Source organism: Micromonospora sp. M61 (assembly GCF_018070245.1).
GTDB lineage: Bacteria > Actinomycetota > Actinomycetes > Mycobacteriales > Micromonosporaceae > Micromonospora > Micromonospora zamorensis.
On record NZ_JAGPYA010000012.1, the window covers coordinates 60,767 to 73,493 of the forward strand.

Annotated in this window: 12 protein-coding genes; 4 read left to right on the forward strand and 8 right to left on the reverse strand. The window is 73.5% G+C overall.

Translation table 11 applies throughout. The features are described 5' to 3' along the window. Positions 1–25 precede the first annotated feature (25 nt). Genes KBX34_RS09435 through KBX34_RS09460 form a run of 6 tightly spaced genes read right to left on the reverse strand, consistent with a single transcriptional unit; the run spans position 26 to position 7,343 of the window. Positions 26–1,495 carry an aldehyde dehydrogenase family protein gene (locus tag KBX34_RS09435; RefSeq protein ID WP_210924480.1) on the reverse strand — a complete coding sequence of 490 codons (1,470 nt, stop codon included), beginning with the start codon at positions 1,493–1,495 and terminating at the stop codon, positions 26–28. Then, positions 1,492–2,697, reverse strand: a complete 1,206-nt coding sequence (locus tag KBX34_RS09440) for an NAD(P)/FAD-dependent oxidoreductase (RefSeq protein WP_247671631.1) — start codon at positions 2,695–2,697, stop codon at positions 1,492–1,494. The genes KBX34_RS09435 and KBX34_RS09440 overlap by 4 nt, the downstream gene beginning before the upstream one ends. Beyond that, positions 2,697–3,620, reverse strand: coding sequence for an oxaloacetate decarboxylase (locus KBX34_RS09445; RefSeq protein WP_210924482.1), 924 nt, complete (start codon positions 3,618–3,620; stop codon positions 2,697–2,699). The genes KBX34_RS09440 and KBX34_RS09445 overlap by 1 nt, the downstream gene beginning before the upstream one ends. Continuing rightward, the gene (locus KBX34_RS09450) at positions 3,617–5,110 is read right to left on the reverse strand and encodes an aldehyde dehydrogenase family protein (RefSeq protein WP_307871360.1); all 1,494 of its coding nucleotides are present in this window, start codon (positions 5,108–5,110) and stop codon (positions 3,617–3,619) included. Before KBX34_RS09450 ends, KBX34_RS09445 begins: the two co-directional genes overlap by 4 nt. Then, positions 5,107–6,384, reverse strand: coding sequence for an acyl-CoA dehydrogenase family protein (locus KBX34_RS09455; protein WP_141908508.1), 1,278 nt, complete (start codon positions 6,382–6,384; stop codon positions 5,107–5,109). The genes KBX34_RS09450 and KBX34_RS09455 overlap by 4 nt, the downstream gene beginning before the upstream one ends. A gap of 5 nt (positions 6,385–6,389) precedes the next feature. Next, positions 6,390–7,343 (reverse strand): flavin reductase, encoded by a 954-nt coding sequence (locus KBX34_RS09460; protein WP_210924486.1) that lies wholly within the window; start codon positions 7,341–7,343, stop codon positions 6,390–6,392. Positions 7,344–7,548: 205 nt separating this feature from the next. On the opposite strand from KBX34_RS09460, the gene KBX34_RS09465 reads away from it, so the two are divergent. Next, positions 7,549–8,367 carry an IclR family transcriptional regulator gene (locus tag KBX34_RS09465; RefSeq protein WP_210793360.1) on the forward strand — a complete coding sequence of 273 codons (819 nt, stop codon included), beginning with the start codon at positions 7,549–7,551 and terminating at the stop codon, positions 8,365–8,367. A gap of 14 nt (positions 8,368–8,381) precedes the next feature. On the opposite strand, the gene KBX34_RS09470 is transcribed toward KBX34_RS09465, so the two are convergent. Then, entirely contained in the window at positions 8,382–9,089 is a 708-nt protein-coding gene (locus tag KBX34_RS09470) for a hypothetical protein (RefSeq protein WP_210924488.1), read from the reverse strand. 102 nt (positions 9,090–9,191) lie between these two features. Here KBX34_RS09470 and KBX34_RS09475 point away from each other — a divergent pair, with 102 nt between their 5' ends. Next, positions 9,192–10,034: a CoA ester lyase gene (locus KBX34_RS09475; RefSeq protein WP_210924489.1), complete on the forward strand. Its 843-nt coding sequence runs from the start codon at positions 9,192–9,194 to the stop codon at positions 10,032–10,034. 98 nt (positions 10,035–10,132) lie between these two features. Here the strand turns inward: KBX34_RS09475 and KBX34_RS09480 are convergent, their stop codons facing one another. Then, positions 10,133–10,999, reverse strand: coding sequence for a DUF4437 domain-containing protein (locus tag KBX34_RS09480; RefSeq protein WP_157743911.1), 867 nt, complete (start codon positions 10,997–10,999; stop codon positions 10,133–10,135). Between the two features lie 216 nt (positions 11,000–11,215). Here KBX34_RS09480 and KBX34_RS09485 point away from each other — a divergent pair, with 216 nt between their 5' ends. Both KBX34_RS09485 and KBX34_RS09490 read left to right on the forward strand, forming a co-directional pair. Next, positions 11,216–11,890, forward strand: coding sequence for an isochorismatase family protein (locus KBX34_RS09485; protein WP_210924491.1), 675 nt, complete (start codon positions 11,216–11,218; stop codon positions 11,888–11,890). A 39-nt stretch (positions 11,891–11,929) separates the two neighbouring features. Next, a complete protein-coding gene (locus KBX34_RS09490) occupies positions 11,930–12,727 on the forward strand; it encodes an SDR family oxidoreductase (RefSeq protein WP_210924493.1) in 798 nt (265 codons plus the stop codon).

A 12,727-nucleotide genomic window follows, 5' to 3' on the forward strand; every position in this document is an offset into this window, starting at 1 on the left:
AGCGCTCGACCGACGCGGCCCGGCCTCAGCCCGGGTACGCGTTGGCGGGCAGCCCGGCGCCACCCGGCCGGAACGGGCCGGGCGCGTGCACGACGCAGGTCTGCGCGTACTCGGCCAGCCCCTCCTCGGCATACTCACGGCCGTAGCCGGAGCGCTTCACCCCACCGAACGGCGCCCGCAGCGACAGCCCGGTGCGGTTGTGCGTGTTGACGAAGACGAAGCCCGCCTCGACCCGACGGGCCAGCGCGAACGCCCGCTCCTCGTCGGCCGACCAGACCGAGCCTCCAAGGCCCAGCTCGTCGGCGTTGACCCGGGCCAGCAGTTCCTCCTCGTCGTCGTAGAGCAGCAGCGGCACCGTCGGCCCGAACTGCTCCCCGGTGATCACCTCGGCGTCGTCCGGCGCGTCCAGCACGAGCGTCGGGGCCACGAAGTACCCGCCGGCCAGGTCGGTGCCACCGTCGACAGTGCCCAGCGGCAGCGCCGTGGCACCCCGGGCGACGGCCGCCGCGACGATCCGCTCGATCCGGGCGACGGCACCGGCCGAGATTACCGGGCCCATGCTCACCCCCGGCGTGAGCGCGTCACCGACGCGCAGCACCTCCGCCGCGGCGGCCCGGTACGCCGCCACGAACTCGTCGCGGCGGTCGCGGTGCACATACAGGCGCTTGGCGGCCATGCACACCTGGCCGCTGGTGGCGAAACTCGCCAGGACCAGCCGGCGCATCGGCTCGGTGCCCAGGTCGGCGTCCGGCAGGAAGATCGCCGCGTCGTTGCCGCCCAGCTCCAGCACGACCGGTGTGGTCTGGGTGGCCGCGGTCGCCGCCACCTGCCGGGCCGCCACGCCGCCGCCGGTGAACGCCACCTTGCGCACCAGCGGGTGCCCGACCAACGCCGCACCGGCGGCGGCGTCGCCGTGGACGACCGCCAGCGTCCCGTCGGGCAGCGCCCCGGCGAGCAGGCGCAGCACCTCCGAGACCGCCAGCGGGGCCAGCGGCGAGGGCTTGACCACCACAGCGTTGCCGGCGGCGAGGGCCGGGGCCACCTTGAGCAGGGTGAGGATGATCGGCGCGTTCCACGGCGTGATCGCGGCGACCACACCGTACGGCCGGGGCAGCCGCAGCAGCCGACCGGCCGCGTCGTCGATCTCCCGATCCGCGTACGCCGCCGGGGCGTGCTCGACGACCCAGCGCAGGTACGTGTCGGCGAACCCGACCTCGCCGCGGCAGTCGGCGAGCACCTTGCCCGACTCCCGGGCCAGCAGCTCGGCCAACGGTTCGAGCCGCCCGGCGATCGCGTCGGCGCCAGCGGCCAGCGCAGCGAGTCGCCGCGCGATGCCGGTGGCCGCCCAACTGCGCTGCGCGGCGTCGGCCCGGCGGACCAGGGCGTCCACCCGCTCGGGCCCGCTGACACCGACAGTGCCGACCAGCTCGCTGGTCCTGGACGGGTTCTCCCGCTCGATCACCGCGCCGCGCGGGCCGTCGCCGGGTGCCGTCATGCCCGGGCCGCCGGCTGCCCGGCGTCGGGGCGCAGCGAGGCAATCATGGAGCTGCGCAGCAGGTACGCCCGGGCCGCCGCCGGATCCTCGGCCAGCGCGCGCAGGCCGGCCAGCTGCGCGGACCGCACCTGCGGATCGGTGGCCCGCATCCGGCGGTAGTTCTGGTCGGAGACCTCCTGCACGTAGGTCAGGGCGATCCGGCGCCGCTCGTCGGCCACCGCCGTCACCGCCCGGTCCAGCTCCCCGCCGTCCGGTGCCGGGCGGCCCGAGGCCAGCACCTGCGCGTAGGCGACCGCGTCGTGGATACCCGAGTTCATGCCCAGCCCACCGAGCGGGTTGTTGACGTGCGCGGCGTCGCCGGCCAGCAGCACCCGCCCCTGCCGGAACGTCGCGGCGACCCGCTGGTGCACCCGGTACAAACTGGCGTGCGCCACCCGCCACGGCCGGCCCGGATCGGCGATCGCCCGCAGCCGCCCGTCGAGCCGGTCCAGCTCGTGCGCGTCAGGGGTGTCCTCGGGGGTGGGCAGCAGCACCCGCCAGTGGTCCGGCGTGCGCAGCAGCACCGACCACTCGACCGGGTCGAAGACGTAGTTGACGTACGCCAGCGGGCCGAGCAGCGCCGGCAGGTCCTCGTCGGTGGAGGCCACCAGGAACCGTTCGGGGTAGGTGATCCCGTCGAACGGCAACTCCAGCGCCCGCCGTACCGCCGAACTGGCGCCGTCGGCCGCGATCAGCCAGTCGCCGGCCACCTCCCGGCCGTCCTCGGCGACCGCGACCACACCGCCGTCGGCCTGATCCGCGGCCTGTCGTACCGAGTCGACCGGCCAACCGAAGCGGACCCGGGCCGTCGGCTGCCGGGCCAGGTGCGCCAGCAGGATCACGCACAGCTTGGACTGCTCGCACTGCACCCGGTACGGGAACGGGGTGTCCTCGGCGAGCACCGAGAGGTCCAGCTCCGCGATCAGTCCCTCCCGGCGATCCCGGTAGGCGAACGTCGGCGCCACCAGCCCGCGTGCCAACAGGTCCGCGCCGACCCCCAACGCGTCGAGCATCTCCAGCGTCGGCGGGTGGAACGTGGAGGCACGGGACTCGGCGGCGAGGTCGTCACCGGCCTCCAGCACTGTCACCTCGCAGCCCCGGCGGGCCAACGCGAGCGCCGCGGTCAGCCCGACCGGCCCCGCTCCGGCGATCAGCACGTGCATCAGGCGTACCTCCGATCGAGAGTCAGCGCATCGTCCTGGCCGACCAGCGCGGTGAACGACGACCAGGCGAGCCGGGGCACCGCGTCGGCGTGACCGTGCCGGCCGATCGCGGCATAGGCGGCGGCAGCCGCGCGCAGCGCGGCCAGCATCGGCGCGACCGGGTGCAGCACGACCCGGACCCCGAGCGCGCCGAGCGCGTCGTCGGGCGGGAAGGCGCGTACACCAGCCGCCTCCGAGCGATTCACCACCAGGGGTACGCCGGGCAGCGCGGTACGCACCGCCGCCAACTCCTCGGCGGTGTCCACACCCTCCAGGAAGACCGCGTCGGCGCCGGCGTCGGCGAACCGGCCGGCCCGCTCGATCGCCTCGTCGAGGCCGGCCACCGAGTAGGCGTCGGTGCGGGCGATCAGCACCAGGCCGGTGCCCGCCTCGGCGATCGCCCGGATCTTCGCCGTCGCACCCGCGATGTCCAACAGCTCCTTGCCGTCCAGGTGGCCGCAGCGCTTCGGGCTGACCTGGTCCTCCAGGTGCAGCCCGGCGACGCCGGCCGCCGCGTACCGCTGGGCGGTCCAGACCGCGTGCAGCGGATTGCCGTAGCCGGTGTCCGCGTCGGCGATCAGCGGCACGCCGGCCAGCGCCGGGACGAGCCGGGCGGCCCGCTCCGCGACGTGTGTGCCGTGCAGGTATCCCAGGTCGGGAAGGCCCAGCTCGACCGCGGCGCAGACCGCACCGGACAGGTGCACGACGCGGTGCCCGGCCCCGGCGGCCAGCGCGGCGGTGAGCGGGTCGTGTACGCCGGGGGCGTGCACCGGCGAGGTGCCGCCCAGCAGCGCCCGCAGCACGTCGGCCGGGCGTGCGGTCGCCGCGCCGCCGGCCGTGAGCGGGGGCGGAGCCTGCGCCGGGGCGGTCTCGCCCGGGGTCATGACCGGCCGTGCAGCGCGAAGCCGCCTTCGACGCCGACGACCCGCGGGTTGGTGAAGAACCGCAGGGTCTCGGCGGTGCCCTCCTCGCCGTACCCGGACAGCCCGAACGCCGGGCGCGGGCTGAACAGGTGCAGGCTGAGCACCGAGGAGCCGTTGACCTTGACCTCACCGGCCCGGATCCGGCGGGCCACGGCCAGCGCGGCCTCCTCGTCCGCGCCGAGCACGTACGCCTCCAGCCCGTACGACGTGCCGTTGGCCAGCGCCACCGCCTCGTCGACGGTGGCGTACGGGTGCACCGCTGCCACGGGCCCGAAGATCTCGTCGCCGGTGTGCGCGGCGGCGACGCCGGTGACCAGCGTCGGGGCGAGGAAGTTCCCGCCGGCCAGCGGCCCGGCCGCCGGCAGCGTGGTGCCGGTGACCGCGGTTCCGCCGTGCGCCAGCAGGTCGTCGCGGGCGGCCACCACCCGGGCCAGGTGCCGGGAGTGCACCAGCGGACCGAGGTCGGTCGCGGGGTCCAACGGCGCGCCGGCGACCAGGCCGGCGAGCCGGTCGGCGATCGCGGCGACGATCTCGTCGTGCCGGTCGGCGGGCACGATCAGCCGACCCAGCGCCCGGCACCACTGCCCGTTGAGGGTGCTGAGCAGGTCGACCGCGGCCCGGGCGACATCGGCGACGTCGGCGTCGGGGAGCACGACCAGCGGGTTGTTGCCACCGAGCTCGAGCTGCACCGGCTTGATGTCGTAGGCGCAGGCTGCCGCGACCGCCCGCCCGGCGGCGAGCCCGCCGGTGAAGGAGACCGCCCGGATCCGGGGATCGCCGACCACTGCCGCACCGGCCTCGGCCCCGCCGTGCACGAGCTGGAACACCCCGGCCGGCACGCCAGAGGCGGCGAGCGTGGCCCCGACGACGGCGGCGAGCCGTTGGCTGCCGTGCGGGGCGTACTCGCTGGGCTTGAGGATCGTGGGGCAGCCCGCGGCGAGCGCGTTCGCGACCTTGTGCGCGGCCATCGGCGCGGGCGCGTTCCACGGCACCACACAGGCGGCCGGACCCCAGGGCAGTCGTTCGGCGTACGCGATCCGGCCGTCCTCGCGCTGGAACTCCTGGCTCTGCGGGCCCTGCCGTAGCTGGGCGGCGGCCAGCCGGAACGAGCCGCCGAGGATCACGCCCAGCGGTGTGGTCTGCCGGATCGGCACGCCGGTGGTCGCCGACTCCAGCGCGCAGATCTCGGCCGCGACGCCCTCGACCGCCTCGGCGACGGCGTCCAGTACGTCGGCGCGATCAGGGGCCGGTAGCACGGCCCAGCTCCCGGCCTCGTGCGCCGCCGACGCGGCGGCGACGGCGGCCTCGATCCGGTGCGACGGCGTGCCGGCAGCGGGCCGCCGCACCGCACCGGTCGCCGGATCCTCCAGGTCGAACCCGAGCGGTGCGTCGCTGGGCGTCCAGACCCCGTCGACCAGGTCGGCGAGATCGGGCAGGTCCGGCTGGGTCACCCGGCCACCGCCGCGAACAGGTCGTTGGACCGGTCGCTGGTCACCGAACTGGCCGCCTCCAACCGGCCGCGCTCCGGCGGGAACGTCATCACCAGTCCCATCGCCAGATCGCGCAGCGCCCGGCCGACGGACCCGTTCATGGTGGCGCCGGACGTGCCGGACGCCTTGAGCGCGCCGACCGCCACGTCGAAGCACGCCTCGCAGATCGAGCCCTTGGCCAACCGCCACTGCCGGTAGACCTCGGCGTGCGGGCGTAGCGGCGGCTCACTGGTCTCCAGCAGCAACTGGCGGCGCAGCCAGAGGTACGCGGTCTCCAACCGTTCCGTCATGTTGCCGATGATCACCTGGTGCATGGGGCTCTCCGCAATCGGCCGACCGGTGTCGGCGAAGGTCTTCTGGGTGAGACTGGTCAGCGTGTCGTCGTAGACACTCTGCGCCGCACCGACATAGACCGCCGTGATGGCCAGCTGGTTGCCGACGAAGCTGCCCCGACTGCACTGCAACATCTTCACGAAAGCGCCGGGCACGGTGAGCGCCTCGTCGGCCGGAATGAAGACGTCGTCGAGCCGGATGCCGTGGTTGGCCGAGCCGCGCATGCCGATGCCGTCCCAGGCCGGCCGTGAGGCGACCCCGGCGGCATCGCGGGGGACCAGGAACAGGGCCAGTCCGTCCGCCGTCTCGTGCCCGGCGAGCCGGGCGGTGACCAGGTAGGTGTCGGCGACGCCGGTGGCGCAGCCGAACGACTTCTCGCCGGTGAGCGACCAGCCGTCGACGCCGTCGCGGCTCGCCGGCGTGGCGGTGGTGGAGATGGCGATGTTGGCCGACGAACTCTTCACCGCCTCGCTGGCGAAGTTGGCCAGCCACACCCCACCAGCCATCCGGGTCAGCACCTTCTCGGCGAAGGCCTGCACGGCGGGGACGTCGGCGTCGTCGAAGAGGCCGCGCTCGATGGCCTCCAGCGGCAGCAGGCCCCGGGAGGCGCTGGTGTTGTGGAAGAAGAAGGCCAAGGCCGTCGACGGGCACGCGCTGCCCATGGCGAAGGTGGCGGCGGCGAGGTCACGCAGGCCACCGCCGAGACCGCCGTACTCCTGCGGAACCACCAGGCCGAGTAGCCCGGCATCGCGCAGCAGCGCGACGTGCGCGGCGGGGAACACCCCGTCGGCGTCGGCCTGCGCGGCGGCGGCCCGCAACGCGGGCAGCACCTTCTCCACTCGGGCCGCGCGATCCTGCTCGGCCGGGGTGAGGTCGTCGATGAGCCGTCCGCCGGTGGACATGTGGGTCACTCCTCTGGTTTGTTGGCGGGGAGCCGGGGACAGGACACCCCGAGTTGCCGGGCGAGAAAGACCAGGTCGCGGGTGCGCAGGGCGCTCGCTCGACCGCTGAGGGTGGTGTCGAAGCCGGTGACGCCGCTCTTCATCGCGACCATGGCGTTGACCAGGCCGAGCCCGCGCTGGGGCCGCAGCCGCACCCGGAGTGAGGCGCGGCGGGCGCGTACCGTGGCGTCGGCGAGCACGGCCCGCACCTGCACCGGGCTTGCGTCGGCCTCCTCGACCAGGGTGACGGCGGTGTGCCCGGCACGCAGCAACTGGTCCAGCTCGGCGAGGGTGGCATCCTCGCCGCCGGGCCGGAAGGCGTCGGCGATCATCGGGCCGGGGGTTGCCCGCACCGTGAAGCCGGCCGTCACCAGGGTGTTCGCGCGCAGGCGGGAGAGTCGGCCCCCGATCGCGATGTCGATCTTCTCCGGCAGCGGGTCGGCGAGCTGACTCCACGCGCTGGAGTGGAACAGCAGCGGGGCACCGACCCGGGGGGTGCTGGCCGCGAGCACCTCGCCGACGAAGATCGTGTGGTCGCCGCCGGGATAGGCGTGCACGACCCGGCAGTCCAGCCAGGCGGTCGCGTTGGCCAGGACCGGGCAGCCGGTCTCGGCGTGCGCCCAGTCCAGCCCGGCGAAGCGGTCGGTGACGTCGGGACGCATGCCGGCGAAGCGCTGGCCGATGCCGGCCTGGCCCTTGCCGAGAAAGCTGATCGCGAAGACGCCGGCCCGCTCCACCAGGGCGTGGCTGGGAAGGTGGACGCCCAGGCAGACGGAGACCAGCGGCGGGTTGAGGCTGACCGACGAGAACGAGCTCGCGGTCATGCCGTGCCGCTGGCCGTCGATGACCGTGGTCACGACACCGACGCCACTGGGCCACTGGGCGAGGGCCGAGCGGAACGTGATGCTGTCGACCGACACTGGCAGGTTCTCCGTTTCGCATGAGGAAACGTCGTTACCAGAAACGTAACGAGGGGTGGTGGCCCGTGTCAACCGCCGATCGGTCCGGGCGCCTCGCCGCCGAAAATCGGTGACCCGCTCAGGACACGGTGTTTCGCTAGGTGAAATCGAGCGCCCTACACTGCTCTGGAGACGGACGCACGAACAGCGCTGTGGAGGCCCAACCATGCCCAGTCGGACATCGGAGGCGAAGGCACCGGCCGCGGAGGACGGCGAGGGCCAGTCCCGCTCGATCGCGGCGGTCGAGCGGGCGATGGACGTGCTGCTCTACTTCGGGCGCAGTGGGCGCCCGGACCTGGGCGTCACCGAGATCGCGACCGCGCTGGACCTGACCAAGGCCGCCGTGCACCGTATCCTCACGGCGCTGCGCAGCCGGGAGCTGATCACCGTCGACCCGAGCACCCGTCGCTACGCGCTGGGCCACGCGGCCGTCACGCTCGGCCGGGCCTACCTGGCCCGCACCGACCTGCGCGCGATGGCCGGCCCGGAGCTGCGCGGGCTGGCGGCCGAGACGGGCGAGACCGCCACGCTGTCGCTGCGCCGGGGCGACACCCGGCTGTACGTCGACCAGGTGGTGCCCGAGCAGGAGCTGCGGCTGGACGTCAACATCGGCATCCCGTACCCGCTGCATGCCGGCAGCTCGTCCAAGGCGTTCCTGGCCTTCGTCGACGACGACGAGCTCGACGTCTACCTGGAGCGGCACCGGCTCGACGAGATCACCGACCGCACCATCACCGACCCGGCGAAGCTGCGCAAGGAGTTGGCCGCCATCCGTAAGCGCGGCTACGCCACCTCGCGCGGCGAACGCCAGCCCGGCGCGACGTCGATCGCCGCACCGGTCTACGACCACGACGGGCACGTGGTGGCGGTCGTCAGCGTGGCCGGGCCGGTGGGGCGGTTCAAGCCGGACTCGCCCGAGCTGGCGAAGTCGCTGCTGAAGGCGACCGGCCGGATCTCCGCTCAGCTCGGCTACAGCGGCGCCTGACCGACCTGCCCGGGTCACAGCGCCGCGAGCGGCTTCAGCACGCCGAGCGCCGCAGCCGCCAGCACGCTGCCCCAGATGCCCCACACGTAGGGTAGGCAGCCGTCGATCGCCCGCCGCATCGCGTGCTCCACCTCCGGCGTGGAGCCTGTCGTCATCAGCGCGCCGAAGGCCGGCCCGAACGGGCGCAGGGTGAGCCGGATGCCCAGTCCGCAGGCGATCGCGATGCTGTAGAGCAGGATCTTGCCGCCCAGCCACCGCGGGTTGGTGTCCACCCCGAACGGTGCGGCGGCGAAGAGCGTGTAGAGGGCGGTCCCGGCCAGGCCGGCGATCAGCACGATCCGGACCGTCCAGTCCGCCCGGCGTACCCACCGACGGTGGCCCGGGCGGTGGTGGTCGGAGATCGTGGCGGCCAGCCACGCCGCCGCGAACACCCAGACCAGTGCGACGATCGGCCAGCCGAACGGGTTGATCCCGAAGACCCGCGCGCCGTGCGGGTCCAGCGCCATCAGCGTGACGCCGCTGGGCAGGAAGAGCACCAGGCAGATCTTGGGCCCCAGGTCGAGCCCGCCCATGATCTTCAGCGCGGTGGCCCGGGCGGCCGGCGTGAGGTCGGGCTTGAGGACGAACCGGCTCGACCAGAAGACCCCGAGATCCCCGCCCAGCCAGAAGACGAAGAGCACGATGTGCAGCAGAATCCACCAGCCGTGCGGGTGCGGTCCCATGGGGCCTCCTTGACGTCTCGACCACTGATGGAAACACTGTATCCGTAGCCGAAACAATGGCCGCATCGCCGGAGCATTGTCGAACGGAAGGGCGCGAAGCCGTTGAGGTCGTACCTGTACGTGCCCGGGGACGCGCCCGACAAGCTGGCCAAGGCGGCGGGGCGCGGCGCGGACGCGGTGATCGTCGACCTGGAGGACGCGGTGCCGCAGGCCGGCAAGGACGCCGCCCGCTCGGCGGTCGCCGCCTTCCTGCGCTCCGCACCACCCGGGGTCGCCTGGTGGGTGCGGATCAACCCGGGCCGGTTGGGCCACGTCGACGCGGCGACCGTCGTGGGGTCGGGGCTCGCCGGGCTCTGTGTGGCGAAGGCCGAGTCCGCCGCCGAACTGGTCGCCCTGGACGAGGTGCTCGGCGCGGCCGAGTCGGCGGCCGGGTCGCCGGTGGGCACGACCCCCATGGTGCCGCTGCTGGAGTCGGCGGCGGCCGTGGTCGCGGCCCTCGACATCGCCCGCGCACCCCGGGTACGGCGACTGCAACTCGGCGAGGCGGACCTGCGCGCCGACCTCGGTGTCACGCTCGGGCCGGACGAGCGGGAACTGCTCTTCGTCCGCTCGCAGGTGGTGCTGGCCAGCGCGGCGGTCGGCATCGAGCCTCCGGTGGGGCCGGTCAGCACCGACTTTCGGGACCTGGTCTCGCTGCGCGAGTCGACGATGGCGCTGCGGCGGCTCGGCTTCGTCGGCCGGGCCTGTATCCACCCTGCGCAGGTCGCGGTGGTGAACGAGGTGTTCACCCCCGCACCCGACGAGGTGGCGACGGCGGCGGACCTGGTGGCCCGCTTCGACGCGGCGGTCCGCGACGGCGTGGGAGTCTGCCTCGACGCACAGGGCCGGCTGGTGGACGAGGCGGTGGTCCGCTCCGCCCGGCGCCTGCTCGCCCTGGCCGTGTAGACGCCCGCCCGGGACCCGGGCACTCACCGGCACGCGCGGCTGCGTGTGACCGGGGTGTGACGCGGCGGTGGTCGTGGCCGCGGCACACCCCGTCGCCATCACATCCCGTCGCCGGACCAGGGGCCACGCGAACGGGACCGCACCGGCAGGGTGGAGATGACCGGCGCCTCGTCGTGCTCGTGGTAGTTGGTCGCCGTGCCGCCCCACTTGACCCACTCGTCGGTGGTGTACCAGTTGATCAGCTCGCCGTCCGACCGGATGATCCAGTCGATGTCGGTCTCGGCGACGAAGTGGCCGTGCTTCACCCCGGCCGGCCGGAAGCAGTAGGTGCCCTCGTCGATGTCGCCGAAGTTGTACGCCATCTTCCCGCCGAGCGTGTAGAACTCCTCGTAGCAGGGGTGGTGGGCCAGCCGGTGGTCGCTCCAGCCCTTGTGGGCCCGGATCAGGCGGGTGTAGAAGTTGGTCACCGGGTCGCGGTGCAGCAGCTTGATGTAGAGCGGGGTGATCGGCCCGACCGTCGGGGCGGCGGTCCACTCCATGTCGTTGGAATCCACCACCGTCACCTCGCCGACGGCGGACTCCCACCGCGCTGAGGCCGGGCTCCACTGTGCTTTCCCGACGTCGAAACCGCAGTCGCCGTACTCGCGCCAGTGCAGCACCGACGAGCCCTCGCGGATCTTGATCCAGTCCATCGGCACGCCCCGGGGCACCTGAAGATAGCCGCCCGGGCCGATCTCCTGACCGCCGTAGATCAGCGAGCCGGACCGCACGAAGAACTCGGTGTCGGCGTGCGGCACGCCGGGCCCGCGCCCCCAGTCGCTGTCGAACCGCAACGCCAGCGAGGACGATCCGTCCTCCTCGTCTGTGGAGAGCCGGCGTTCGTGGACCCCGCCCTCGCCGTGCGGCAGCTCCCCGACGTGCCAGATGTAGTCATTCTCGTGAATCAGTTCGACGTGCGCTCGCACCCGCTGCTCCTCACTTCGCGTTTCAGGGTCTTCCCGGCGGCGTCTGCGGGCGGCGCCCCCAGCCGGAGGTGCAGGGCGCCAGGCAGGCGGCGATGGTGAGATCGGCGCCGTCCGGGACCAGCATGGCTGCAATGGAAACACTGTTTCCACGGACACGGCAAGCCCCGCAATGTTCCCCCTAGCGAAACGGTGTATCCAGCGCATACGATGCGTCGAATGAATGGTGCCGAGCTGTCCGCCACCCCCGGCGGCACCGCGCGCGGCGGCAGGCTCGATGCCGACTACGCCGGTGCCGGGTTCGCCCGTCGGCTCGGCTGGGGCACCCGGCCCGCGCTCGTGCTGGTCGACCCCGTCGCCGCGTACGCCGTACCCTCGTCGCCGCTGTTCCTGGCCACCGCGGAGGCCGCGCTGGCCGCGATGGCCGCGCTGGTGGCGGCGGCCCATGCGGCCGGGGTTCCGGTGGCTTTCACCGCGGTGCGGTACGCCGACGAGTCCTGCGCCGAAGCACCCCTGTTCGCCGCGAAGGTGCCGGCGCTGACCACGTTCGCCGCCGGCAACCCACTCGGCGACTTCCCGACCCAGATCACGCCCGCCCCGGGCGATCACATCGTGTACAAGCACTACGCCAGCGCCTTCGCCGGAACCGCCCTGGCCGCCTGGCTCACCGCGGCCGGCGTCGACACGGTGGTGCTCGGCGGCTTCTCCACCAGCGGCTGCGTCCGCGCGTCGGCGGTGGACGCCCTGCAACACGGGTTCCGCCCGATGGTGGTGCGCGAGGCGTGCGCCGACCGCGATCCCGGCCCGCACGAGGCCAACCTCTTCGACCTCGACGCCAAGTATGCCGACGTGGTGCCGCTGGCCGACGCGGTCGCCCGGTTGGCCGGCCACTGACCGGACCCGTTCTCCCGACTCGAGTGGGCAGGAGCAGTCATGCGTAAGGCAGTCATCACCGGCAGCACCAGGGGGATCGGCTTCGCGCTCGCCCGCGAGCTGCTCTCGCGGGGCCACTCCGTCGTCGTCTCCGGGCGCTCGCGGACGGCCGTGGACGACGCCGTCGCACGGCTGCGCCCACGGGCCCTCACGGCAGCGACGGTCCACGGGTTCGCCGTGGACGTCACCGACGCCGAGCAGGTCGAGCGGATGTGGAGCGCCGCGGTCGACGCGCTGGGCGGCGTCGACCTGTGGATCAACAACGCCGGTGTCGCCAACACCACCCGGCCGATCGTCGACACCGCGCCGGAGGACGTCCGGACGATGGTCACCACGAACATGCTCGGCACCGTGTACGGGTCGCAGGTCGCCGTCCGCGGCATGCTCACCGCCGGCGGCGGCCAGGTCTTCAACGTGCTCGGCGGGGGCAGCGACGGCCGGATTCGCCCCGGCATGGGGGTCTACGCGGCCACCAAGCGTGGTCTGGACTCCTTCACCCGGGCGCTGGCCAAGGAGGTCACCGGTACCGGCGTGCGGATCGGACAGATCCGCCCCGGCATCCTCATCACCGAGGGGTGGCTGCGCGAAGCCGCCGCCGCGCCGGAGCAGGTGGCGCGGCAGCGCAGGTGGCTGAACATCCTCTGCGACCACGTCGACGACGTCGCGCCGTACCTGGTCGAAGGAATGCTGACCAGCACCAGGAACGGCGACGCGATCGCGTGGCTCACCACCGGCCGGATGACCCGCAAGGTCCTCATCCCCGGCAAGCGGGACGTACTCGCCCGCTACGGACTCTGA